Origin of the sequence: Pseudomonas sp. Irchel 3H3, assembly GCF_900187635.1 — a bacterium.
Lineage (GTDB): Bacteria > Pseudomonadota > Gammaproteobacteria > Pseudomonadales > Pseudomonadaceae > Aquipseudomonas.
The window spans coordinates 23,198-45,046 of record NZ_FYEC01000038.1; the positions used below are offsets into that span (position 1 = coordinate 23,198).

The window sequence follows — 21,849 nt, forward strand, 5'->3', positions numbered from 1 at the left end:
AGCCAAATTACTTACGCGCCGCCTCCCACGACTTCAGCAGCTCGGCATAACTCACGGTCTCGCCCTTGGGTTTCTCGTTGGCCAGTTTCGGTTTTGGTGCGCCCGGCTGGTCGAACCAGTATTGCGCGTCGCGTTCCGGGTTCATTTTCGGGCCGCAAACCGGTTGGACCTTGGAGCGTTCGAGGCGGGCCATGATGGCGTCCTGGTCCTTGGCCAGGCCGTCGAGGGCCTGTTGCGGGGTTTTCTCGCCACTGGCGGCTTCGGCAATGTGGCTCCACCACAGCTGGGCCAGGCGCGGGTAGTCCGGCACGTTGGTCCCGGTCGGGGTCCATTGCACGCGGGCCGGGCTGCGGTAGAACTCCACCAGGCCACCGAGCTTGGGTGCCAGGTCAGTCATGGCCTGGGAGTTGATGTCCGACTCACGAATCGGCGTCAGGCCGACGATGGTCTTTTTCAGCGACACGGTTTTTGAAGTGACGAACTGGGCATAGAGCCAGGCCGCCAGTTTCTGTTTCTCCGGCGTCGACTTCATGAACGTCCAGGACCCCACGTCCTGATAGCCCAGCTTCATGCCCTCTTCCCAATACGGTCCGCGCGGCGATGGCGCCATCCGCCATTTCGGCGTGCCGTCGGCGTTCATCACCGCCAACCCTGGCTTGGTCATGTCAGCCGTAAAGGCGGTGTACCAGAAGATCTGCTGGGCGATATTGCCCTGGGAGGGCACCGGCCCGGATTCGGAGAAGGTCATGCCGGCCGCTTCCGGTGGCGCGTAGGCCTTCATCCAGTCGACATATTTCTGTGTCGCGAACACCGCCGCCGGGCCGTTGGTATCGCCACCACGGGTCACGCTGGAGCCGACCGGGTGGCAATCCTCTACGCGAATGCCCCACTCATCCACCGGCAAGCCATTGGGCAGGCCCTTGTCGCCCCCACCGGCCATGGAGAACCAGGCATCGGTGAACCGCCAGCCCAGGGACGGGTCTTTCTTGCCGTAGTCCATGTGCCCATACACCCGCTTGCCGTCGATTTCCTTGACGTCTTCGGTGAAGAACTTGGCGATGTCTTCATAGGCCGACCAGTTCACCGGCACGCCCAGCTCGTAGCCGTACTTTTCCTTGAACTTGGCCTTCAGGTCCGCCCGCTCGAACCAGTCGGCGCGAAACCAGTAGAGGTTGGCGAACTGCTGGTCGGGCAGTTGGTAGATCTTGCCGTCTGGGGCGGTGGTGAAGGAAAGACCGATGAAATCCTTGAGATCGAGGGTCGGCGAGGTGTAGTCCTTGCCTTCATTGGCCATCAGGTCGGTGATTGATTCGGTTTTGCCATAGCGAAAGTGCGTACCGATCAGGTCCGAGTCGTTGACCCAACCGTCATAGATGTTTTTGTCCGACTGCATCTGGGTCTGCAGTTTTTCCACCACGTCGCCTTCTTGCAACAGGTCGTGGGTCAGCTTGATCCCGGTGATTTCGTTGAAGGCCTTGGCCAGCACCTTGGACTCGTATTCGTGGGTGGCGATGGTTTCCGAGACCACGTTGATCTTCATTCCACGAAACGGCTCGGCGGCCTTGATGAACCACTTCAGCTCTTCCAGCTGTTGCTCGGCCGTGAGAGTCGAGGGTTTGAATTCGCTGCCAATCCATTTTTTCGCGGCGTCTTCATAGGCATCGGCCCAGGCTGCAACGCTCAACCCGCTGAGTGCCAGCATGGCTGCCACTGAAATGCTATGTCGCAGCTTATTGTTTTTCTCGAACATAGAGACCTCCTGTATTAGGTTTCGGAGCACGATTGCCGGGTGTCGGCTAGCCCCAACGCATCACGACCAACAGCCACACCAGGGACAGGCCGGTGGCCACCCAGATGCTCCAGCCGGTAGCGCCAATCACCAGCAAATGCAGGTAGGCGCTGCCGAGAAGACCGATAAACAGCCGATCACCACGGGTGGTGCTGATCGGTAAAAAGCCGCGCCGGGCGATGCTCGGCGAACGCAGTTCCCAAGTGGTCATGCCCACCAGCAGCAAGGCGATGGCGCCGAAGAAGAGCGCGGTCGGCTGGGTCCAGTTCATCCACTCCATCATCAGCTCCTCACACTCGTCCCAGGGCAAAGCCCTTGGCCACATGGTTGCGTACGAACCAGATCACCAGCATGCCCGGCAGGATCGTCAGCACCCCGGCCGCCGCCAACACCCCCCAATCGATCCCCGAGGCCGACACGGTGCGGGTCATCACTGCGGCTATCGGCTTGGCATTGACCGAGGTCAGGGTGCGCGCCAGCAGCAGCTCGACCCAGGAAAACATGAAGCAGAAGAACGCCGTCACACCGATGCCCGAGCCGATCAGCGGGATGAAAATCTTGACGAAGAACTTGGGAAAACTGTAGCCGTCGATGTAGGCGGTTTCGTCGATTTCCTTCGGCACTCCGGACATGAACCCTTCGAGGATCCACACCGCCAGCGGCACGTTGAACAGGCAGTGGGCCAGGGCCACCGCGATGTGGGTGTCGAACAGGCCGATCGACGAATACAGCTGGAAGAACGGCAACAGGAACACCGCTGGCGGCGCCATGCGGTTGGTCAGCAGCCAGAAGAACAAGTGCTTGTCGCCGAGGAACCGATAACGGGAGAACGCGTAGGCCGCTGGCAGCGCCACGCTCAGGGAAATCACCGTGTTCAGGCTCACGTAGTACAACGAGTTGAGGTAGCCGGTGTACCAGCTCGGGTCGGTGAAGATCACTTTGTAGTTGGCCAGGGTGAAGTCCTGGGGAAACAGGGTCAGGCCACCGAGGATTTCCGTGTTGCTCTTGAACGACATGTTCAGCAACCAGTAGATCGGCACCAGCAGGAACAGGATGTAGAGCAACAGAGGCAGCAGCTTGGTCTTGCTCATGTCGGGCCTCAGCGGTTGGCGTCGGAGTGGGTCATGGCGGTGTAGAACAGCCAGGACACCAGCAGGATGATCAGGAAGTACACCAGCGAGAAGGCCGCCGCCGGCCCCAGGTCGAACTGGCCGATCGCCATCTGAGTCAGGGTCTGGCTGAGGAAGGTGGTGGCGTTGCCAGGCCCACCACCGGTGAGCACGAACGGCTCGGTGTAGATCATGAAGCTGTCCATGAAACGCAGCATCACCGCGATCAGCAGCACACTCTTGAGCTTGGGCAACTGGATGTGGCGAAACACCGCCCAACTCGATGCCCGGTCGATCCGGGCGGCCTGGTAGTAGACATCCGGGATCGCCCGCAGACCGGAGAAACACAACAGGGCCACCAGCGAGGTCCAGTGCCAGACATCCATCACCAACACCGTGACCCAGGCATCCATGGTGTTGGCCGCGTAGTTGTAGCTGATGCCCATGGCGTTGAGGGTCGAGCCCAGCAGGCCGATGTCGGCGCGGCCGAAAATCTGCCAGATGGTGCCGACCACGTTCCATGGAATCAGCAGCGGGATTGCCAGGATGATCAGCACCAGCGACGACCAGCGGCCCTTGGTCGGCATGGTCAGGGCGATGCCGATGCCCAGCGGGATCTCGATCAGCAGCACGCAGGTGGAATAGATGAACTGGCGCAGCAGCGAGTCGTGCAGCCGTGGGTCCAGCAGCACCTGTTTGTACCAGTCGGCTCCGACGAAGTAGCGGCTGGACTGGTCGAAGATGTCCTGCACCGAATAGTTGACCACGGTCATCATCGGGATCACCGCACTGAACGCCACCAGCAGGAACACCGGCAGCACCAGCCACCACGCCTTGTTGTTCTGCACCTTGTTCATGGCTGCCCCTCGTTGCTGGCGTGCATGGGCAGCAGATATTCATCGGCGTAGACCATCAGCCACTGCGCCGGAAAGCTGATATAGGCGGTGCCCTGGGGCACCGGCTTGTCTTCGGCCAGGCGCACTTTGAGCGGCACGCCGCCCAGGTTCAGGGTCATGATCTTGTAGGTGCCCAGGTCCTCGACATGCACCACCGTCGCTTGCATTGCCTCATCGAAGGGCTCGTCCCAGACATGCACGAACTCCGGGCGGATGCCAACCTTCAGCGATTTGCCGGCGGCCTCGGCGATGCGCTGCTGCAGGCCTTCGGACAACGGCAAGTCGATGTCAGCGAAACCCACGCCCCCGGGACGTGGGCTGACCTCGATCAGGTTCATCCCCGGGCTGCCGATGAAATAACCGACGAAGGTATGGCTCGGTCGCTCGAACAGCTCGCGCGGGGTACCGAACTGGACGATCTGCCCGCCGTACATCACCGCGATCTTGTCGGCGAAAGTCGAGGCCTCGAGTTGATCGTGGGTGACGTAGACCATGGTGATGTTGAATTGCTCGTGGATCTGCTTGAGCTTGCGCCGCAGCTTCCACTTAAGGTGCGGATCGATCACCGTCAGCGGCTCGTCGAACAGGATCGCCGACACGTCGTCACGCACCAGCCCGCGGCCCATGGAGACTTTCTGTTTTTCGTCGGCGCTGAGGTTGCGCGCCTTTTTCCCCAGCAGCGCCTGCAGGTCGAGGACCTCGGCGATTTCCTGGACCTTGCTGTGTACCCGGGCCTCGGCCATGCCTTGATTGCGCAGGGGAAAAGCCAGGTTATCGAACACCGTCATGGTGTCGTAGACCACCGGAAACTGGAAAACCTGAGCGATGTTGCGCTTCTCCGGGGTCAGTTGGTTGACCACCTTGTTGTCGAACAGCACCTGCCCTTCGGAGGGGCTGAGCAGGCCGGAAATGATGTTGAGCAAGGTCGACTTGCCGCATCCGGAAGGCCCGAGCAAGGCGTAGGCCCCGCCCTGCTCCCAGACATGGTTCATCTCACGGATCGCGTAGTCTTCAGGCCCCGCCGGGGTGCGGGTGTAGCTGTGGGCGAGGTTGTGCAAGTGAATTTCGGCCATCAGGCAACCCTCGCGACACGCCGGCCGGGCGCCTGCAGCAGGCGTCCCTGGCCGTCGAAGACAAACAGTTTGTGGGTCGGGATGTAGATGCGGATCGGCGCATCGACGTCGTACTCGTGCACCCCGGGCAAGTGCAGCACCAGCAGGAAGTGTTCGTTGCGCACATGCAGGAAGGTTTCCGAACCGCTGATTTCCGCCACTTCGACGGTCACCGCCAGTTCCAGGTCGTCGTCGTTGCTCGGCACCAGGGAAATATGGCTGGGGCGCACGCCAAAGCGGAACTCGCCCTCACCCACCGGGCGCAAGTCGACGTTCAGCGGGAAGTGCACAAAATTGGCGAAGCTGACTTCGTTGCCGGCGATGCGCCCCGGCATCAGGTTGATCGGTGGCTCGGAGAACAGTTCGGCGGCCAGCACGGTCTGCGGTTGATGATAGACCTCGGCGGTCTTGCCGCTCTGGATCACCCGGCCCTCGTGCAGGATGGTGGTGGTGCCGCCCAGGGCCAGCGCCTCGTTGGGTTCGGTGGTGGCGTAGATGGCGATGGTATGGCGCGCCTGGAACAACTCGCGCATTTCCTGGCGCAGCTCTTCGCGCAGCTTGTAGTCGAGGTTGACCAAGGGTTCGTCGAACAGGATCAGTTCAGCATCCTTGACCAGCGCCCGGGCCATGGCGGTGCGCTGCTGCTGGCCGCCCGACAACTCCAGCGGATAACGCTTGAGGAACTTGTCGATGCGCAGCATCTGCGCGGTCTCGTGCACCTTGCTCTGGATCAGCTCGGCCGAGACCCCGGCTTGGCGCAAGGGCGAGGCGATGTTCTCGAACACGGTCATGGTCGGGTAGTTGATGAACTGTTGATAGACCATCGACACGTTGCGCAGACGCACCGGGCGCTGGGTGACATCGACCCCGTTCATCAGGAGACGCCCGCTGTCCGGCTTGTCGAGACCGGCCATCAAGCGCATCAGGCTGGTCTTGCCCGACAGCGTGCGGCCCAGGAGGACGTTGAACGACCCGGGCTCGAAGTGCAGGTTGGCATCATCGATCCAGACTTGGCCCTCGACGGTGCGGCTGACGTGCTCCAGCGTTAATGACATGGCTCGGCCTTTTTCTTATTGGAGTCAAGCGACCGAGGTGACAGAGCGACATTCGTGCCAGAAATTCCAAAGGCTTGATCTGCCTGGGCTTTGACGAAAAAGAACAGGATGATGGGTTCGCGCCTGAACAGAAATGAACAACTTCACCTGCGCAATTGAACAGTTGCCGAGTTGACTTTGAACAATTGTGAACAACACTCAATCGATTACGTCGTTGCGTTCGTCCATAACAAAAACAATAAATGTTTGCCCAGGGACTGCCTGCCATGCCCGCGCCTGCCTCGCCCTTGCCCCACGACGCCATCATCCAGGACTCCTGGCGCCGCTGCCGCGCCTTCGGCCTGCAACATCAAAGCCCCCCGGCCTTCGACCAGCTCCCCGCCGCCGGTATCGCGCGCCTGCTGGAAAGCCAGCACGCACTGGTGCAGACCACCCACCAAGAGGTGCTGCCTTATTACGAGAACATCCTCAGCAACTCCAACTGCCTGATCATGCTGGCCGACAACCAGGGCCAAGTGCTGACCTCATGGGGTACCCAACGCTTTATCGAGCCGAGCCTGAGCCGTGGCTTCAACGCCGGTGCCAGTTGGCGTGAGCAATCCAGCGGCACCAACGCCATCGGTACCGCCCTGGCCTGCGAACAGGCCGTGCATATCGCCCACGATGAGCACTTTCTCAAGGCCAACCGCTTCATGACCGGCTCCGCCGCACCGATTTTCGATGCCGAGCGGCGGCTGATCGCCGTGCTCGATGTATCCAGCGACAGCTACCTGCCCCCGGACCACACCCTGGGCATGGTCAAGATGATGAGCCAGACCGTGGAAAACCGGCTGATCCTCAATCTGTTCAAGGGTGAACACTTCCAGTTGGTGTTCAACACCGGGCTGAACAACCTCGACAGCCAATGGGCCGGCCTGCTGATTTTTGATGAAAGCGGTCAGGTGCTCTCGGCCAATCGGCGCGCGGACAATCTGCTGGGCATCAGCTTGTCGCGGGTCAGCATCGACAGTCTGTTCAAGGTCTCGTTGCTGGAGTTGCTCAACCAGCCCGACGGCCTGCCCTTCGCCCTGCAGGCGGCAGGGCGCAATCGTTTCCATTGCCTGCTCAAGCGGCCGTTGCAGCGCCCGGTGCAGGCCCGGGTGTTTGCCCAAGCCCCCCTCCCCGCGCCACAGCCCATCAGCCTCGGCACCCTGCACTTTGGCGACAGTCGCGTGGAAAAGGCCGTGCGCCAGGCCGAGCGCCTGTTGGAAAAAGACATTCCCCTGTTGATTCACGGCGAAACCGGGGTGGGCAAGGAAGTCTTCGTCAAGGCCCTGCACCAGGCGAGCTCACGCAGCAAACAGGCGTTTATCGCCGTCAACTGCGCAGCGATCCCCGCCGAACTGGTGGAATCCGAGCTGTTTGGCTATGAAAAAGGTGCCTTCACCGGTGCCAATCAGAAAGGCAGCATCGGCCTGATCCGCAAGGCCGACAAAGGCACCCTGTTTCTCGACGAAATCGGCGACATGCCACTGCCGACCCAGGCCCGGCTGCTACGCGTGCTGCAGGAGCGTTGTGTGCAGCCGGTGGGCAGCAGTGAACTGTTCGCAGTGGACATCCGCATCATCTCGGCCACCAACCGTTCATTGCGCGAGCAGGTGCAACTGGGGCGCTTTCGCGAGGACCTGTATTACCGCATCGGCGGCCTGACCCTGGAACTGCCGCCGCTGCGCGAGCGCAGCGACAAGCAGGCGCTGTTCAAGTGCCTCTGGGAACAGCACCGCGAGGCGCTCCAGTGGGCCGGCTTGAGCCCGGAGGTACTGGCCCTGTTCGAACGCCATCCATGGCCTGGCAATCTGCGCCAGGTCAGCAGCGTGATCCAGGTGGCCCTGGCCATGGCCGAAGACCAACCGGTGCGGCCGGAGCATTTACCGGATGATTTTTTTGTCGACCTGGAGATGGAGCCGCTTGAGACGCCCGAGATTTTAACGGTGGATTTGAATGATGCCGAGGATTTGAATCGGCAGTTGCAGGCAGTTGGGGGGAATATTTCGCATTTGGCACGGCGGTTGGGGGTTAGTCGCAATACCCTCTATAAAAGGTTGCGCCAGTGCGAGAGCTGACCGCTGCGCGGTCAATCGCGAGCAAGCTCGCACAGTGGTTCTGGGGTGCTCGCGGATTTTGCATGCGCCGAAGCCAACTTGTGGAAGCTGGCTTCGGCGCGATTTAGCAATGAAGCAACCAGGTGATTCTCAACTGTATGCGTTGATAAACCAGGTGATCATCGGGATAGCCACAATGTCGATCAGCACGGCACCGCACAGCGGCACGATGATGAAGGCTTTGTACGAGAACACTTTGTAATGGTCACAAATGGCGCCCATGTTGGCCACTGCATTGGGCGTCGCGCCCAGCCCGTGCCCCATGAAGCCTGCGCACAAGACTGCCGCGTCGTAGTTGCGGCCAAACAGGCGGAACAGGACGAACACGCACAGCAGAATCATGATCACCACCTGCACCACCAGAATCACCAGCAGCGGCAAGCCGAGCTTCTCCAGCTCCCAAAACTTCAGACTCATCATTGCCATGGTCAGGAACATGCCCAGGCACACATCGCCGATAGTGCTGACGGCATGGTCGGGCATCTCGATAACCTGAGCACGGTCATTGAGGTTGCGCAGGATGATCGCGACGAACATGGCACCCACATAGCTCGGCAACACGATACCCAGATGCTGTTGCAAGCTGGAGCCCAGCCAGAACCCAAGCACCATGATCACCACAATGCAGGTCAACAAGCGCAACAAGGTGGCAGCATCCAGCGCGGGCTGCGGGGTGTGGACCACTTCTTCGAACGCCTTGAGGCTGCCAACGGCTTCGGCCTTGACTACGAGTTTGTTGCGCTCGATCAACCAGCGCGCCAGCGGGCTACCCAACAAGCCGCCTGCCACCATGCCAAAGGTTGCAGCTGCCAGCGCTGCAGTGGTCGCACCGACCGCACCGAGGTTTTCAGCAATCGGCCCGAAAGCTGCCGCCGCACCAAAACCGCCTTCCAGTGACACCGCGCCGGCCATGATCCCCAGCAACGGGTCGATGCCCAGCAGCTTGGCGACACTGACACCCACCACGTTTTGCACCAGCGCCAGGCCCCAGCACGCACCCAGGTAGATAAACAGTAATTTGCCGCCCTTGCGCAGCAAACCCAGGCTACCACCCAAACCGACAGTGGTGAAAAACGCCACCATCAGCGGGGTTTGCAGGCTGGTGTCGAGGGTCAGGTTGAGCAGTTGCTGATCACGTAACAGCCAGATCACCAAGGCAAAACCAAAACCACCAATCACCGGTGCAGGAACACACAGGTGACGCAGCCAGTAGCTACGTTTTTTCAGTTGGGCACCCAGGCCCAGCAGGAGCAAAGCGAGAGCGAGGGTGCTCAGCGCATCCAGTTCGAATGTCAGCATGGCGAATTTCTCTTTTTCTTATGATTCAACAAGCGGTTTCAGGGATTTACGGAAAAACTTAATCGATCAGGCTGGCGAGCAGACGCGCGCCAATGCGGGCGGTTCGATTGTCGATATCCAGGCCGGGGTTGAGTTCGGCGATGTCGGCCATGCGCAATTTGCCGCTGGCCTTGGCATGACGTATCAGGTGCTCGACGATCTGCATGTCCACGCCATGGGCAGACGGCGCACTGACACCGGGCGCCTGGCTGGCGGGCAGGACATCAAGGCAGATGGTCATGTAGAGGTGATCGACGTCTTGCAAGAACTCATCGATCAGCGCTTCGCAGGCGGGTATGTCCCAGCTGTTCATTTGCCGGTCGAGGCGGTAACGCACATTCAGTCGCTGCGCCTGCTCAAACAGCGCCTGGGTGTTGTTCATCTGGCTGACACCCAGGCAGCAATAGGTGAACGGCATCTGCGCACGCTGGCAGTACTCGGCTATCTGGCGAAAAGGGGTACCCGAACTGCTTTGTTCACCATGGCGCAGATCAAAGTGGGCATCAAAGTTGAGAACGCCGATCCGCGCATGCGGGGTGGCCTGGCGCAGGTGATCGGCCAGGCCGCTAAAGCTGGCAAAGGCGATTTCATGGCCGCCACCCAACCCCAACGGCAAATGCCCCTGGTTGAGCATATAGCTGACGTGGTGAGCGTAAATCTGCTGCGCGCCTTCGAGGTTGCTGTCGGTGCAGCTCACATCGCCCGCGTCATACAGCGGCGCACGGCCGTGCCACGCCAGGTTGGCCAGCGCCTTGCGCAGTGCTGACGGGCCAAGACGGGCGCCGGTGCGTCCTTGATTACGTTTGACGCCTTCATCACAGGCCAGTCCAATCAGTGCTGCACCCGCAGACTGACCCTCGCAGAAGGGCTTGACCCATTGATGCCAGCGCAGCGCAGCCTGCCCTTCGCCAGCGTCGATACGACCTGTCCACAGGGGTATGTCAGAAACAGCAGTCATGCTTGAAACTCCAGTCAAATTCAGTCGAGCCGGGCGCTCAGGCGCAGGGCCACGTCCTGGGTCCAGCGGATCAGGCGTTCACTGCGGGTGTGCGCACGGAAGGCAGGAGCCATGAGGCTGATGGCGCCGTGCAGGCGATTTCGGCTGTCGAGCAACGGCGCGCTGATACCCCAAATGCCGTCGTCGATTTCACTCACACTCACGGCATAACCGGCAGCGCGGATATCGGCAAAACTGCGTTGGTACGTGGCGACGTCCTCGCTTTCGACGCCTTGCGCCAAAAGAGCCGACAGGCTTTGCGCCTCATCCATATAGGCCAACAGCACTCTCGCCGACGCACCGACCAACAGCGGCTGGGCCAGCCCTTTTTGGTAGCAGCAACGCAGCGGTTGCGGGCTGTCGACCAGTTCGATGCAAATCGCCTGGCCATTGCTGGGCACCATTAACGCCACGCTTTCCTGGCTTTGCTCGGCCAGGCGCTTGAGTTCCGGCTTGGCGAGGGTCACCAGCACGGCTTCGCGGTCGAATTTCTTGGCCAGTTGCAAACAAGTTGGCCCCGGCAAATAGCGACCCTGACCGTTCTCTTCGGCAAGCCCCCAGCGCAGCAGGGTCTTGAGATGGCGATAAGTGCTGCTGAGCGGCTGTGCCAGTTGCTCGGACAGTTCTTTGGCGGAGATCGCCTCGCGGGATTGCCCCAGGGTGACGAGGATTTGCAGCAAGCGATCAGTGGGCGTGTTGTAGTTCATATCGGCCTCATGCTCTTGCGGGCATGGTGCACCGAGTTTTCCATTAACTGAAACCGGATTCCCACTGAGTGGGAAAAAACCCGCAGATAACGATCAGCGGTCAGCCCTTAGCCTCACGGATGATCTGCCGAATCAATGCCTTGCGATGCCGGTCAAAACAAAACCCGCACTAGGCGGGTTTGGTTTTGCAGCGATGACACCACTCAGTCAGCCAGACGCCAGGTCGTGCCGCCCTTGCCGTCTTCCAGCACCACGCCCATGGCGGTGAGCTGGTCGCGGATGCGGTCGGATTCGGCCCAGTCTTTAGCGGCACGCGCCGCCAGGCGCGCGGCAATCAAGCCATCGACTTCAGCCGCGTCCACCCGCCCTTCCGCGCCAGCCTGCAGGAAGTCGTCGGCTTCGAGCTGCAACACACCCAGCACGCTGGCCAGTTCTTTCAAGCGCGCTGCCAGACCGGCCGCCGCATCGAGATCGCTCTCACGCAGGCGGTTGATCTCGCGCACCATCTCGAACAGCACCGCGCAGGCTTCCGGCGTGCCGAAGTCGTCGTTCATCACCTGGGTGAACCGCTCGACAAAGGCTTCGCCACCGGCCGGCGCCACCTTCGGCAGGCCTTTCAACGCGTGGTAGAAACGCTCCAGGGCGCTCTTGGCGTCCTTGAGGTTGTCTTCCGAGTAGTTGATGGCGCTGCGGTAGTGGCTCGACACCAGCAGGTAACGCACGACTTCCGGGTGGTACTTTTCCAGCACATCGCGGATGGTGAAGAAGTTGTTCAAGGACTTGGACATCTTCTCGCCATTGATGCGAATCATCCCGCAATGCATCCACGCGTTGGCGTAGGTCTTGCCGGTGGCCGCTTCGCTCTGGGCGATTTCGTTCTCGTGGTGCGGGAACTCCAGGTCGCTGCCGCCGCCATGGATGTCGAAGGTCTCGCCCAGGCAGCAGGTGGACATCACCGAGCACTCGATGTGCCAGCCCGGACGCCCGGCGCCCCACGGCGACTCCCAGCTCGGCTCGCCCGGCTTGACGCCCTTCCACAGCACGAAATCCAGGGGATCGTCCTTGGCTTCGTCGACCTCGATCCGCGCACCGATGCGCAGGTCTTCGATCTTCTTGCGCGACAGCTTGCCGTAGCCCATGAACTTGCCGACGCGGTAGTACACGTCGCCATTGCCCGGGGCGTAGGCGTAACCCTTGTCGATCAGGGTCTGGATCATCGCGTGCATGCCCGGAATGTGATCCGTGGCGCGCGGCTCCATGTCCGGCTTCTGGATGTTCAGGCGCGCTTCGTCTTCGTGCATCGCCGCGATCATGCGCTCGGTCAAGGCTTCGAACGACTCACCGTTCTCATTGGCCCGATTGATGATCTTGTCGTCGATGTCGGTGATGTTGCGCACGTAGGTCAGGTCGTACCCGCTGAACCGCAACCAGCGGGTCACCAGGTCGAACGCGACCATGCTGCGGCCGTGGCCGAGGTGGCAGTAGTCGTACACGGTCATGCCGCACACGTACATGCGCACCTTGTTGCCATCCAGCGGCTTGAAGACTTCTTTGCTCTTGGTGAGCGTGTTGTAGATCGTTAGCACGTTAGTTCCTTGACTGAATCACTGACCCCAGGAGTCGCGCAGGGTCACGGTACGGTTGAATACCGGAGCGCCCGGTTTCGAGTCCTTGATATCCGCGCAGAAGTAACCTTCGCGCTCGAACTGGAAACGGTCTTCCGGCTGTGCATCGCCCAGCGAAGGCTCGGCACGACAACCGGTGAGGACTTGCAGTGAGTCAGGGTTGATGTTGTCCAGGAAACTGGCGCTGTCTTCGGCCTTCTCAGGGTTGGCCGAGCGGAACAGGCGATCGTACAGGCGCACTTCGCACTCGATGCTGGCAGCGGCCGGCACCCAATGCACCACACCCTTGACCTTGCGGCCTTCAGGGTTCTTGCCCAGGGTGTCTGGATCGTAGGAGCAGCGCAGCTCGACGATATTGCCGTCGGCATCCTTGATCGCTTCGTCGGCGCGGATCACGTAGCTGCCGCGCAGGCGCACTTCGCCGTTCGGTTCCAGGCGCTTGTAGCCTTTTGGCGGCTCTTCCATGAAGTCGTCGCGGTCGATGTAGATTTCACGGGCGAACGGCAGCTTGCGCACGCCCAGCTCTTCTTTCTGCGGATGACGCGGCAGTTCGAGGTTTTCGACCTGGTCTTGCGGATAGTTGGTGATCACCACCTTCAACGGACGCAACACGCACATGGCGCGCGGGGCGTTCGCGTCGAGATCCTGACGGATGCTGAATTCCAGCATGCCGAAGTCGACCACGCCATCGGAACGGTTGGTGCCAACCATGTCGCAGAAGTTGCGGATCGACGCCGGGGTGTAGCCGCGACGACGGAAGCCCGACAGCGTCGACATACGCGGGTCATCCCAGCCATGTACGTGCTTTTCATCGACCAGTTGCTTGAGCTTGCGCTTGCTGGTGATGGTGTAGTTCAGGTTCAGGCGGCTGAATTCGTACTGGCGCGGCTTGGCCGGCACCGGCAGCGCGTCCAGGAACCACTCGTACAGCGGACGATGGCTTTCGAACTCCAGGGTGCAGATCGAGTGGGTGATGCCTTCGATGGCATCCGACTGACCGTGGGTGAAGTCATAGTTGGGGTAGATGCACCACTTGTCACCGGTCTGGTGGTGGTGGGCGTGACGGATGCGGTACATGATCGGGTCGCGCAGGTTCATGTTCGGCGAGGCCATGTCGATCTTGGCCCGCAGCACCCGTGCACCGTCCTGGAACTCACCGGCTTTCATGCGGGCGAACAGGTCGAGGTTTTCTTCCACGCTGCGCTCACGGAACGGGCTGTTCTTGCCCGGTTCGGTCAGGCTGCCGCGGTATTCCTTGGCCTGCTCAGGGGTCAGGTCGTCGACATAGGCCTTGCCCGCCTTGATCAGCTCGACCGCCCAGTCGTGCAACTGGTCGAAATACTGCGAGGCATAGCGCACTTCACCGGACCACTGGAAACCCAGCCACTTGACGTCGCTTTCGATGGCATCGATGTATTCCTGGTCTTCCTTGGCCGGGTTGGTGTCGTCGAAACGCAGGTGCGTGACGCCACCGAACTCCTGGGCCAGGCCGAAGTTCACACAGATCGACTTGGCGTGACCGATGTGCAGGTAACCATTGGGCTCTGGCGGAAAACGGGTGACGATCTGCGTGTGCTTACCCGAGTCCAGGTCCGCCTGGATGATCGGGCGCAGGAAGTTGACCGGCACGGCTGGGCCGTTCTTGGAATTCGAGGCAGGGTCGACAGTGGGCTTGCTCATAGGATCCTTGGGCGTACAAGTGCGTGGCCTACATGCAGGCCGAACAAAACAAAGCCGCTATCATAGCCGATGCGGTCAAGTGCCTGACAGAGCAGGCCGGAAAACTGCTGCTTTTAATCGAACCCAGATGAAAAAACAGCCTCGAAATTCGCGCCCGGCACGCTAAACTGCGCACCTTGGCCGACGCTGGCCAAACCGGTTGGGGGCCGTGCTGCCCCGAAACCCACGAATTCCTTAAAGAGTAGCGATCATGACTCAAGTCAAACTGACCACCAACCACGGCGACATCGTCCTGGACCTGAACGCCGAGAAAGCCCCGATCACCGTGGCCAACTTCATCGAGTACGTTAAGGCCGGTCACTACACCAACACCGTGTTCCACCGTGTAATCGGCAACTTCATGATCCAGGGCGGTGGTTTCGAGCCAGGCATGAAGGAAAAGAAAGACAAGCGTCCAAGCATCCAGAACGAAGCGGACAACGGTCTTTCCAACGACAAGTACACCGTGGCCATGGCTCGCACCATGGAGCCGCATTCGGCTTCCGCGCAGTTCTTCATCAACGTGGCGGACAACAGCTTCCTCAACCACAGCGGCAAGAACGTGCAGGGCTGGGGCTACGCGGTGTTCGCCAAAGTGACTGCCGGCACTGACGTTGTCGACAAGATCAAGGGTGTTTCCACCACCATGAAGTCCGGCCACCAGGACGTTCCAGCAGAAGACGTGATCATCGAGAAAGCCGAGATCATTGAGTGATACTGCTGATTTCAGACTTACATCTGGAAGAGGAGCGCCCGGACATCACCCGGGCGTTTCTGGATTTGCTCGCCACCCGTGCCCGCACGGCCAGTGCGCTGTACATACTGGGCGACTTTTTCGAGGCCTGGATCGGCGACGACGCCATGAGCCCCTTCCAACGCTCCATCTGCCAAGCCCTGCGCAACTTGAGCGACAGCGGCACGGCTATCTTTCTGATGCACGGCAATCGCGACTTCCTGTTGGGCAAGGCCTTCTGCAAAGCAGCCGGCTGTACCCTGCTAAAAGACCCGAGTGTGGTGCAACTCGCCGGTGAACCGGTGCTGCTGATGCACGGCGATAGCCTGTGTACCCGCGACATCGGCTACATGAAACTACGACGCTACCTGCGCAACCCGCTGACGCTGTTCATCCTGCGCCACCTGCCCCTGCGCACCCGCCACGCGCTGGCGCGCAAGTTGCGAAGCGAAAGCCGCGCGCAGACCCGCATGAAGGCCAACGACATCGTCGACGTGACCCCCGAGGAAATCCCGCGGATCATGCAGCAATACGGGGTAAAAACCCTGATCCACGGCCACACCCACCGCCCCGCCATCCACAAGCTGCAAATTGGCGACCTGGCAGCCAAGCGCATTGTGCTGGGTGACTGGGACCGTCAAGGCTGGGCATTGCAGGTGGACGACCAGGGATTCCAGCTGGCCGCGTTCGACTTCCCGGTGGCTGCCTTGCCACAGCTGTAGGAGCGAGCTTGCTCGTGATAGCAGTGGCTCAGGCCCCATCGCTGTTGAATGTGCCGGCCCCATCGCAAGCAAGCTCGCTGCCACATCTATGGATAACCCCCTACAAGCAGGTCGCCAAAGCCGCCAACCGACGCGTGGCAACCCAGCTATCTTGCACCACGTAATACTTCAACACCCCGCCCTGCACATCGATAAACGACTCAGCCGACCGGGTATAAACAGTAAACCCACCACCGTCCCCCGGCTCCAGGTAACCGCTGGCATCCACCCCAAACACCGCCTCATCCTGCCAGGCAAACTGCACACACTGGGCAACCACCAGATCAGCCTTGTTCGAAGCGAGCGTCTTGTAGGGGCTCTGGGTGCGGGCCTGGTTCATCGTCGATCCCGCACACCCGGCCAGTAACAGCCCCGCCAGTGCCACCAGACAAATACGCATCGTGCTTCCTTAAATAGGTAAAACGGCGACTCTATCACTCCACACCGCCGTCTCGAAGTGCAAAGGCTCTGCTTTACTTCGAGATAAGGCGCGACAGGCCACGGTTATTCACGCACCCTGTCGCGCCATTATGGGCGCCCTGCGCCACGTACTCTTTCTGGAAAGCCAATGACCCCCAACGCCGAGCTGTACAAACCGTCCACCGACTACGCCGACAAACTGATCAGCCAGATCGGCCAGACCCCCTCCTGGATTGCCAAGCGCATTGGCGTGACCGACAAACGCATCCGCTACATTCTCGACGGCGAACGCACGGTAAAGGGCGAGACCACGCCGATCCAGATGACCTACACCGAACAATTTGCCCTCGAGTGCCTGGCAGCCGAGGCCAAGGCCAACCGCAAGAAGACTTCCTGACCCGGATCAAGGCCCGGCCCGGTACCGCGCGCATACTTTCATTTTGACCAGGATGATTCATGGCCCCGATCGAATCGCAACACGAACTGGCGCTGCAACGTTTTCTCAATGCCCATCCGGCACTGCGCGAAGAACTGGACCACCTCAATCCGCTGGCTGCCCAGGCCAAAGGCGAGAGCATGGAGCAGTTTCGCAGCGAACACCTGCACCAAGCCTACGAAGCCGAGGCCGAGCGCCTGGGCCTGTTTGCCTGGGAACTGACCTTGCAGTTGACCGCCGCTACCCCCGAGGACTTCGCCGCCCAACGGCTGGAAGTGCACAAGGAGGTGGCGCAGATGGCCGGCATGGACTGGCAGGAGTACTGCGAACTGCACGGCCTCGAGCGTTAGCCGATGCTGCCTTCCCCACCCCATCGCGCACCCACCAGCGGGCTGTTGCACGTGCAGAAATGGCGCGGCCGGGTCGGCCTGTGCCTGGTGGCGAGCCTGTCGGTCCTGGCGGGCATGACCGACGCCATCGGCTTCATGGCCACCGGCGACTTTGTTTCCTTCATGAGCGGCAACACCACCCGGCTGGCGGTGGCGATCAGCGCCAGTGACTGGCTACTGACCCTGCACCTGTCAGTGCTGGTGCTGATGTTTATCGTCGGCAACGCCTTGGGCGTGATCGTCAGTCGCATCGGTCGGCGCCGCGCCCTGCCCTTGATGCTGAGTATCGCCGCCCTGCTGTGCGCCGCTGCGGCCTGGCCATTCGAAACGCAATTCCCGGCATTGCTGGCGGCCATTCTGGCCATGGGCATGCTCAATGCCGCCGTGGAGCAGGTCAACGGCCTGCCGATTGGCCTGACTTACGTTACCGGCGCCCTGTCACGCTTCGGCCGTGGCCTGGGGCGCTGGATGCTGGGCGAGCGGCGCACGGGCTGGCGCGTGCAGTTGATCCCCTGGGCCGGGATGTTTGCCGGTGCCGTGCTGGGGGCGATCCTGGAGCAACGGTTCGGCCTGCAAGCGCTGTACGCCAGCGGCTTGTTGGCGGCCGTGCTGGGCATTGTCTCGCTGAAGATTCCGCGCCGCTGGCAACTGGGCTACATGCCACGCTGAATCGCCCTTCGCCGCACCGCCGATAAAGCATTATCATGGCCGCAGATTTATCGTCAGAGTTCGCCATGAAGTTCGCCATCGCGCTGTTTTCTGCCCCTCACGCGCCCTCCTCGCGCCGCGCCCTGCTGTTCGCCCAGGCTGCGCTGGCTGGCGGGCACCAGATCGTGCGGCTGTTTTTCTATCAGGACGGCGTCTACAACGCTTCGAGCAGCGTCGTCACCCCGCAGGATGAGCAGGACGTCGCCCTGCAGTGGCGCACATTCGTCAGTGCGCACCAGCTCGACGGCGTAGTGTGCATTGCCGCCGCCCTGAGACGCGGCGTGCTGGACGAGACCGAGGCCAAGCGCTATCAGCGCAGCGCGATCGATGTCGACGCGCCGTGGCAGTTGTCCGGCCTCGGTCAACTGCACGACGCGGTGCAAGACGCCGATCGCCTGATTTGCTTTGGAGGGCCATGAGCCATGCCTAAATCCCTGTTGATTATCAGCCGCCAGGCCCCCTGGTCCGGCCCCGGTGCCCGTGAAGCACTGGACATCGTGCTGGCCGGCGGCGCCTTCGACCTGCCCATCGGCCTGCTGTTTCTGGATGATGGCGTGTTCCAGCTGGCCAGCCAGCAGAATGCCAAGGCCATCCAGCAGAAAGACCTCAGCGCCAACCTGCAAGCCCTTGGCCTGTTCGGTGTCGAAGACCTCTACGTCTGCGCCGACAGTGCCCACGCACGTGGCTTGCAGGCGCAGGACTTGAGCCTCGATGAACTTCAGCTATTGGCCGCCGGGCAGATCTCGGCCGTTATTGACCGCTATGACCAGGTTATTACCCTCTGATGTCGACTTTGCATGTGTTGTCTCATTCGCCTTTCTCCGACAACCGGCTGGACAGTTGCCTGCGCTTGCTCGGCGGCAACGATGGCCTGCTGCTCACAGGGGACGCGGTCTATGCCCTACAACCCGGCACCACACCGTGCAATCAGTTACAGCAACGGGCTGACAGCCTGCAGCTGTTTGTCCTGGAAGAAGACGTCCAGGCTCGCGGCTTGCCGGTGCCGCAGTGGATCAAGTCCATTGACTACCCGGCCTTCGTCGAACTGTCGATAACCTACGACAAGGTCAACAGCTGGTTATGAACACGCTGACCGTGGGTACACGCCAGATCGAACTGGACAAAGACGGCTATCTGCTCGACCTGGCGGACTGGTCGGCGCAAGTCGCCGACGCGCTGGCGGCCACCGAAGAGCTGCAACTGAGTGCCGAACACTGGGAAATCCTCGAGCTGCTGCGCGGCTTCTATCAGGAGTTCCAGCTGTCGCCGGCAACCCGCCCGCTGATCAAGTACACCTCGCTCAAGCTGGGGCCGGACAAGGGCAACAGCCTGCACCTGAACCGCCTGTTCAAAGGCACTCCCGCCAAACTCGCCGCCAAGCTGGCGGGCCTGCCCAAACCGACGAATTGTCTATGACCGATTTCGCCCCACTGCTTACCGAAACGCCCGCCGAACACCCATTTGCCCCCTTCGTGCGCATCCTCGGCAAAGGCAAGCGCGGCGCGCGCAGCCTGACCCGCGAGGAAGCCCGCGAAGCCATGGGCATGCTGCTCGACGACAAGGTCGAGGACACCCAGCTCGGCGCCTTCCTCATGCTGTTGCGGCACAAGGAAGAGAGCCCGCAAGAACTGGCGGGCTTCACCGAAGCCCTGCGCGAGCGCCTGCACGCCCCGCCCTTGGCGGTCGATCTCGACTGGCCGACCTACGCCGGCAAGAAGCGGCATCTGCCGTGGTACCTGCTGGCAGCCAAGTGCCTGGCCCAGAACGGCGTGCGCATCTTCATGCATGGCGGTGGCGCACACACTGCCGGGCGCCTGTACAGCGAGCAACTGCTCGGCGAATTGAACATTGCGTTGTGCCGCAACTGGCAGCAAGTCGGTACGGCACTGGACAACGCTGGCCTGGCGTTCATGCCGCTGATGGACTGGGCGCCGCAACTGCAGAAGATGATCGACCTGCGCAACACGCTCGGCCTGCGCTCACCGATTCATTCGCTGGCGCGGATCCTTAACCCTCTGGGTGCGCGCTGCGGCCTGCAAAGCATTTTCCATCCGGGCTATCAGGCTGTGCATCGCGATGCCAGCGGCTTGCTCGGTGACACGGCGATTGTGGTCAAGGGCGATGGCGGTGAAATCGAGATCAACCCGGACGCCGACAGCCATCTGTACGGCACTGCCGGCGGCGAAAGCTGGGACGAAGAATGGCCACAGCTATCGGCGCAACGTCACGTCAAGCCGGCCTCGCTGGATATCGAGCACCTGAAAGCGGTGTGGCGCGGCGATGTAGTCGACAGCTATCCGCAGATGGCCCTGATTTCGACCATGGCACTGGCCCTGCGCGGTCTTGGCCAGCCCCGTGAGCAAGCATTTGAAACCGCCGAAAAATACTGGGCTGCTCGCGACAAATCGATTTAACCGATCATTGGCGCCCGATCTTTGCGCTTTTTGTTCGAACTCATCGGAATAGACTCGGCTCCAACGATTATTGGTTTGCGGAGTCTTGATCATGGGTTTACTCGTTGATGGCCACTGGCAGGACCAGTGGTACGAAAGCAGCAAAGACGGGGCGTTCCAGCGCGAACAGGCGAAACGCCGCAACTGGGTCACGGCTGACGGCCAGCCCGGCCCCAGCGGCGAAGGCGGCTTTAGCGCTGAAGCCGGGCGTTATCACCTTTACGTTTCACTCGCCTGTCCGTGGGCACATCGCACGCTGATCTTGCGCAAACTCAAAGGCCTGGAAGGCCTGATCGACGTTTCGGTGGTCAGTTGGCTGATGCTGGAAAACGGCTGGACCTTCGACACTGCGCTCGGATCAACCGGCGACAAACTCGATCACTTCGACTTCCTGTACCAGCGCTACACAGCTGACACGCCCGACTACACCGGCCGCGTCACCGTGCCGCTACTGTGGGACAAAAAGCTCAAACGCATCGTCAGCAATGAATCGGCCGAGATCATCCGCATGTTCAACAGCGCGTTCGATGACTTGACCGGCAATGACCTGGACTTCTACCCGGCACCGCTGCACGGCGAGATCGATGCGCTGAATGAGCGGATCTATCCGGCCGTGAACAATGGCGTGTATCGCGCAGGGTTTGCCACCTCACAACAGGCATATGCAGAGGCGTTTGATGAGGTGTTTGCCGAGCTCGATCACCTGGAGCGTGTCTTGGGCGCAAACCGCTATCTGGCGGGGGAGTACCTGACTGAAGCGGATGTGCGCTTGTTCACTACGATGATCCGGTTCGATGCGGTGTACCACGGCCACTTCAAGTGCAACCTGCGGCGGATAGCCGATTACCCGAACCTGTCGAACTGGCTACACGAACTGTATCAATGGCCGGGGATTGCCGAGACTGTGGACTTTACCCACATCAAGAATCACTACTACGCCAGCCACAAGACCATCAATCCGACGGGGGTGGTACCAAAAGGACCGCAACAGGATTTCAACGCGGCCCATGATCGGCAGCGCTTGAGTGGCCAGGGGGTTTGGCGTAAGGCCTGATGTTGCGGGGCTTTTGAAGGCCCTATCTCGGCATAGGTATCTACACAACGTTGTAGCGGCCTCTGGGGGGGTTGGATTAGGCGGAGTACATATCCAGTTCTTCGGTAACGGCCTCCTATGGTTCCGCCTGACGGCGGCTCACTTTTGAACAGCGCAAAAGTAAGCAAAACGCTCTTTCCCCACCACTCGGTACCTCGCTTAGGCTCGGCATGCCCGTAATCCGACATTGATTTGGGGGGCCGCCGCAATGGGCCCTCCCTGGCCCAGTGCGGCTAAACCGGCGTCCTGCCGGTTTACCCCCCAAATCAATATCGGACTCCGGCCAGCGTGGTTAACGGGGCGCCCAGGATCAAAAACAAAGCGAGGCGGCCTAAAAGCCGACCTGATCGCTAGGGCATGCGCGGTGT

General features: G+C 61.0%; 24 protein-coding genes. 12 read left to right on the plus strand and 12 right to left on the minus strand.

Translation table 11 applies throughout. From position 1 onward, the window contains the following. Nucleotides 1–7 precede the first annotated feature (7 nt). From CKW24_RS25400 to CKW24_RS25425, 6 genes are read right to left on the minus strand one after another with little or no spacing between them, the layout of a single operon-like run. A complete protein-coding gene (locus tag CKW24_RS25400; RefSeq protein WP_095171352.1) occupies nt 8–1,750 on the minus strand; it encodes an ABC transporter substrate-binding protein in 1,743 nt (580 codons plus the stop codon). A 46-nt stretch (nt 1,751–1,796) separates the two neighbouring features. Further along, nucleotides 1,797–2,069, minus strand: a complete 273-nt coding sequence (locus CKW24_RS25405) for a DUF2160 domain-containing protein (protein WP_095171353.1) — start codon at nt 2,067–2,069, stop codon at nt 1,797–1,799. Between the two features lie 10 nt (nt 2,070–2,079). Further along, nucleotides 2,080–2,880 carry a carbohydrate ABC transporter permease gene (locus tag CKW24_RS25410; protein WP_095171355.1) on the minus strand — a complete coding sequence of 267 codons (801 nt, stop codon included), beginning with the start codon at nt 2,878–2,880 and terminating at the stop codon, nt 2,080–2,082. Nucleotides 2,881–2,888: 8 nt separating this feature from the next. Continuing rightward, nucleotides 2,889–3,755, minus strand: a complete 867-nt coding sequence (locus tag CKW24_RS25415; RefSeq protein ID WP_095171356.1) for a carbohydrate ABC transporter permease — start codon at nt 3,753–3,755, stop codon at nt 2,889–2,891. Continuing rightward, entirely contained in the window at nt 3,752–4,867 is a 1,116-nt protein-coding gene (locus tag CKW24_RS25420) for an ABC transporter ATP-binding protein (RefSeq protein ID WP_095171359.1), read from the minus strand. The genes CKW24_RS25415 and CKW24_RS25420 overlap by 4 nt, the downstream gene beginning before the upstream one ends. Then, nucleotides 4,867–5,961, minus strand: a complete 1,095-nt coding sequence (locus tag CKW24_RS25425; RefSeq protein ID WP_095171361.1) for an ABC transporter ATP-binding protein — start codon at nt 5,959–5,961, stop codon at nt 4,867–4,869. Before CKW24_RS25425 ends, CKW24_RS25420 begins: the two co-directional genes overlap by 1 nt. Nucleotides 5,962–6,227: 266 nt before the next feature. Here CKW24_RS25425 and CKW24_RS25430 point away from each other — a divergent pair, with 266 nt between their 5' ends. Then, nucleotides 6,228–8,063 (plus strand): sigma-54-dependent Fis family transcriptional regulator, encoded by a 1,836-nt coding sequence (locus CKW24_RS25430; RefSeq protein ID WP_095171393.1) that lies wholly within the window; start codon nt 6,228–6,230, stop codon nt 8,061–8,063. 129 nt (nt 8,064–8,192) lie between these two features. Here the strand turns inward: CKW24_RS25430 and gltS are convergent, their stop codons facing one another. The 5 genes from gltS to CKW24_RS25455 all read right to left on the minus strand — a co-directional run bounded on the left by gltS (nt 8,193) and on the right by CKW24_RS25455 (nt 14,449). Continuing rightward, entirely contained in the window at nt 8,193–9,401 is a 1,209-nt protein-coding gene (gltS, locus tag CKW24_RS25435) for a sodium/glutamate symporter (protein WP_095171363.1), read from the minus strand. Nucleotides 9,402–9,459: 58 nt separating this feature from the next. Beyond that, complete coding sequence (gene hutG / locus CKW24_RS25440; RefSeq protein ID WP_095171365.1) at nt 9,460–10,398, minus strand: formimidoylglutamase; 939 nt, start codon at nt 10,396–10,398, stop codon at nt 9,460–9,462. Between the two features lie 20 nt (nt 10,399–10,418). Beyond that, the gene (locus CKW24_RS25445) at nt 10,419–11,144 is read right to left on the minus strand and encodes an IclR family transcriptional regulator (protein WP_095171366.1); all 726 of its coding nucleotides are present in this window, start codon (nt 11,142–11,144) and stop codon (nt 10,419–10,421) included. 203 nt (nt 11,145–11,347) lie between these two features. Beyond that, nucleotides 11,348–12,730, minus strand: a complete 1,383-nt coding sequence (gene cysS / locus CKW24_RS25450; protein ID WP_095171368.1) for a cysteine--tRNA ligase — start codon at nt 12,728–12,730, stop codon at nt 11,348–11,350. An 18-nt stretch (nt 12,731–12,748) separates the two neighbouring features. Continuing rightward, nucleotides 12,749–14,449: a glutamine--tRNA ligase/YqeY domain fusion protein gene (locus tag CKW24_RS25455; protein ID WP_095171370.1), complete on the minus strand. Its 1,701-nt coding sequence runs from the start codon at nt 14,447–14,449 to the stop codon at nt 12,749–12,751. A 250-nt stretch (nt 14,450–14,699) separates the two neighbouring features. Between CKW24_RS25455 and CKW24_RS25460 the strand changes: the two genes are divergently transcribed. After that, nucleotides 14,700–15,203, plus strand: a complete 504-nt coding sequence (locus CKW24_RS25460; protein ID WP_095171372.1) for a peptidylprolyl isomerase — start codon at nt 14,700–14,702, stop codon at nt 15,201–15,203. Continuing rightward, nucleotides 15,200–15,943 carry a UDP-2,3-diacylglucosamine diphosphatase gene (lpxH, locus tag CKW24_RS25465; RefSeq protein WP_095171374.1) on the plus strand — a complete coding sequence of 248 codons (744 nt, stop codon included), beginning with the start codon at nt 15,200–15,202 and terminating at the stop codon, nt 15,941–15,943. Before CKW24_RS25460 ends, lpxH begins: the two co-directional genes overlap by 4 nt. Nucleotides 15,944–16,043: 100 nt before the next feature. Here lpxH and CKW24_RS25470 read toward each other — a convergent pair whose 3' ends face one another. Further along, nucleotides 16,044–16,382, minus strand: coding sequence for a hypothetical protein (locus CKW24_RS25470; protein ID WP_095171376.1), 339 nt, complete (start codon nt 16,380–16,382; stop codon nt 16,044–16,046). Between the two features lie 168 nt (nt 16,383–16,550). On the opposite strand from CKW24_RS25470, the gene CKW24_RS25475 reads away from it, so the two are divergent. The 9 genes from CKW24_RS25475 (at nt 16,551) to CKW24_RS25515 (ending at nt 21,442) form a co-directional block, all read left to right on the plus strand. Then, nucleotides 16,551–16,799 carry a hypothetical protein gene (locus tag CKW24_RS25475; RefSeq protein WP_095171377.1) on the plus strand — a complete coding sequence of 83 codons (249 nt, stop codon included), beginning with the start codon at nt 16,551–16,553 and terminating at the stop codon, nt 16,797–16,799. A gap of 59 nt (nt 16,800–16,858) precedes the next feature. Further along, on the plus strand, nt 16,859–17,188 hold the full coding sequence (locus CKW24_RS25480; protein WP_095171379.1) for a DUF6388 family protein: 330 nt from the start codon (nt 16,859–16,861) through the stop codon (nt 17,186–17,188). A gap of 3 nt (nt 17,189–17,191) precedes the next feature. Continuing rightward, on the plus strand, nt 17,192–17,896 hold the full coding sequence (locus CKW24_RS25485) for a YoaK family protein (RefSeq protein ID WP_095171381.1): 705 nt from the start codon (nt 17,192–17,194) through the stop codon (nt 17,894–17,896). Nucleotides 17,897–17,961: 65 nt separating this feature from the next. After that, complete coding sequence (gene tusD / locus CKW24_RS25490) at nt 17,962–18,354, plus strand: sulfurtransferase complex subunit TusD (protein WP_095171383.1); 393 nt, start codon at nt 17,962–17,964, stop codon at nt 18,352–18,354. 3 nt (nt 18,355–18,357) lie between these two features. After that, nucleotides 18,358–18,720 (plus strand): sulfurtransferase complex subunit TusC, encoded by a 363-nt coding sequence (gene tusC, locus CKW24_RS25495; protein WP_095171385.1) that lies wholly within the window; start codon nt 18,358–18,360, stop codon nt 18,718–18,720. Continuing rightward, a complete protein-coding gene (tusB, locus tag CKW24_RS25500; protein WP_095171387.1) occupies nt 18,720–19,019 on the plus strand; it encodes a sulfurtransferase complex subunit TusB in 300 nt (99 codons plus the stop codon). Before tusC ends, tusB begins: the two co-directional genes overlap by 1 nt. Beyond that, nucleotides 19,016–19,351: a TusE/DsrC/DsvC family sulfur relay protein gene (locus CKW24_RS25505; protein ID WP_095171388.1), complete on the plus strand. Its 336-nt coding sequence runs from the start codon at nt 19,016–19,018 to the stop codon at nt 19,349–19,351. The genes tusB and CKW24_RS25505 overlap by 4 nt, the downstream gene beginning before the upstream one ends. Further along, the gene (locus CKW24_RS25510; RefSeq protein WP_095171390.1) at nt 19,348–20,349 is read left to right on the plus strand and encodes a glycosyl transferase family protein; all 1,002 of its coding nucleotides are present in this window, start codon (nt 19,348–19,350) and stop codon (nt 20,347–20,349) included. Before CKW24_RS25505 ends, CKW24_RS25510 begins: the two co-directional genes overlap by 4 nt. Before the next feature lie 91 nt (nt 20,350–20,440). Further along, nucleotides 20,441–21,442 carry a glutathione S-transferase family protein gene (locus CKW24_RS25515; RefSeq protein ID WP_095171391.1) on the plus strand — a complete coding sequence of 334 codons (1,002 nt, stop codon included), beginning with the start codon at nt 20,441–20,443 and terminating at the stop codon, nt 21,440–21,442. Nucleotides 21,443–21,849 lie beyond the last annotated feature (407 nt).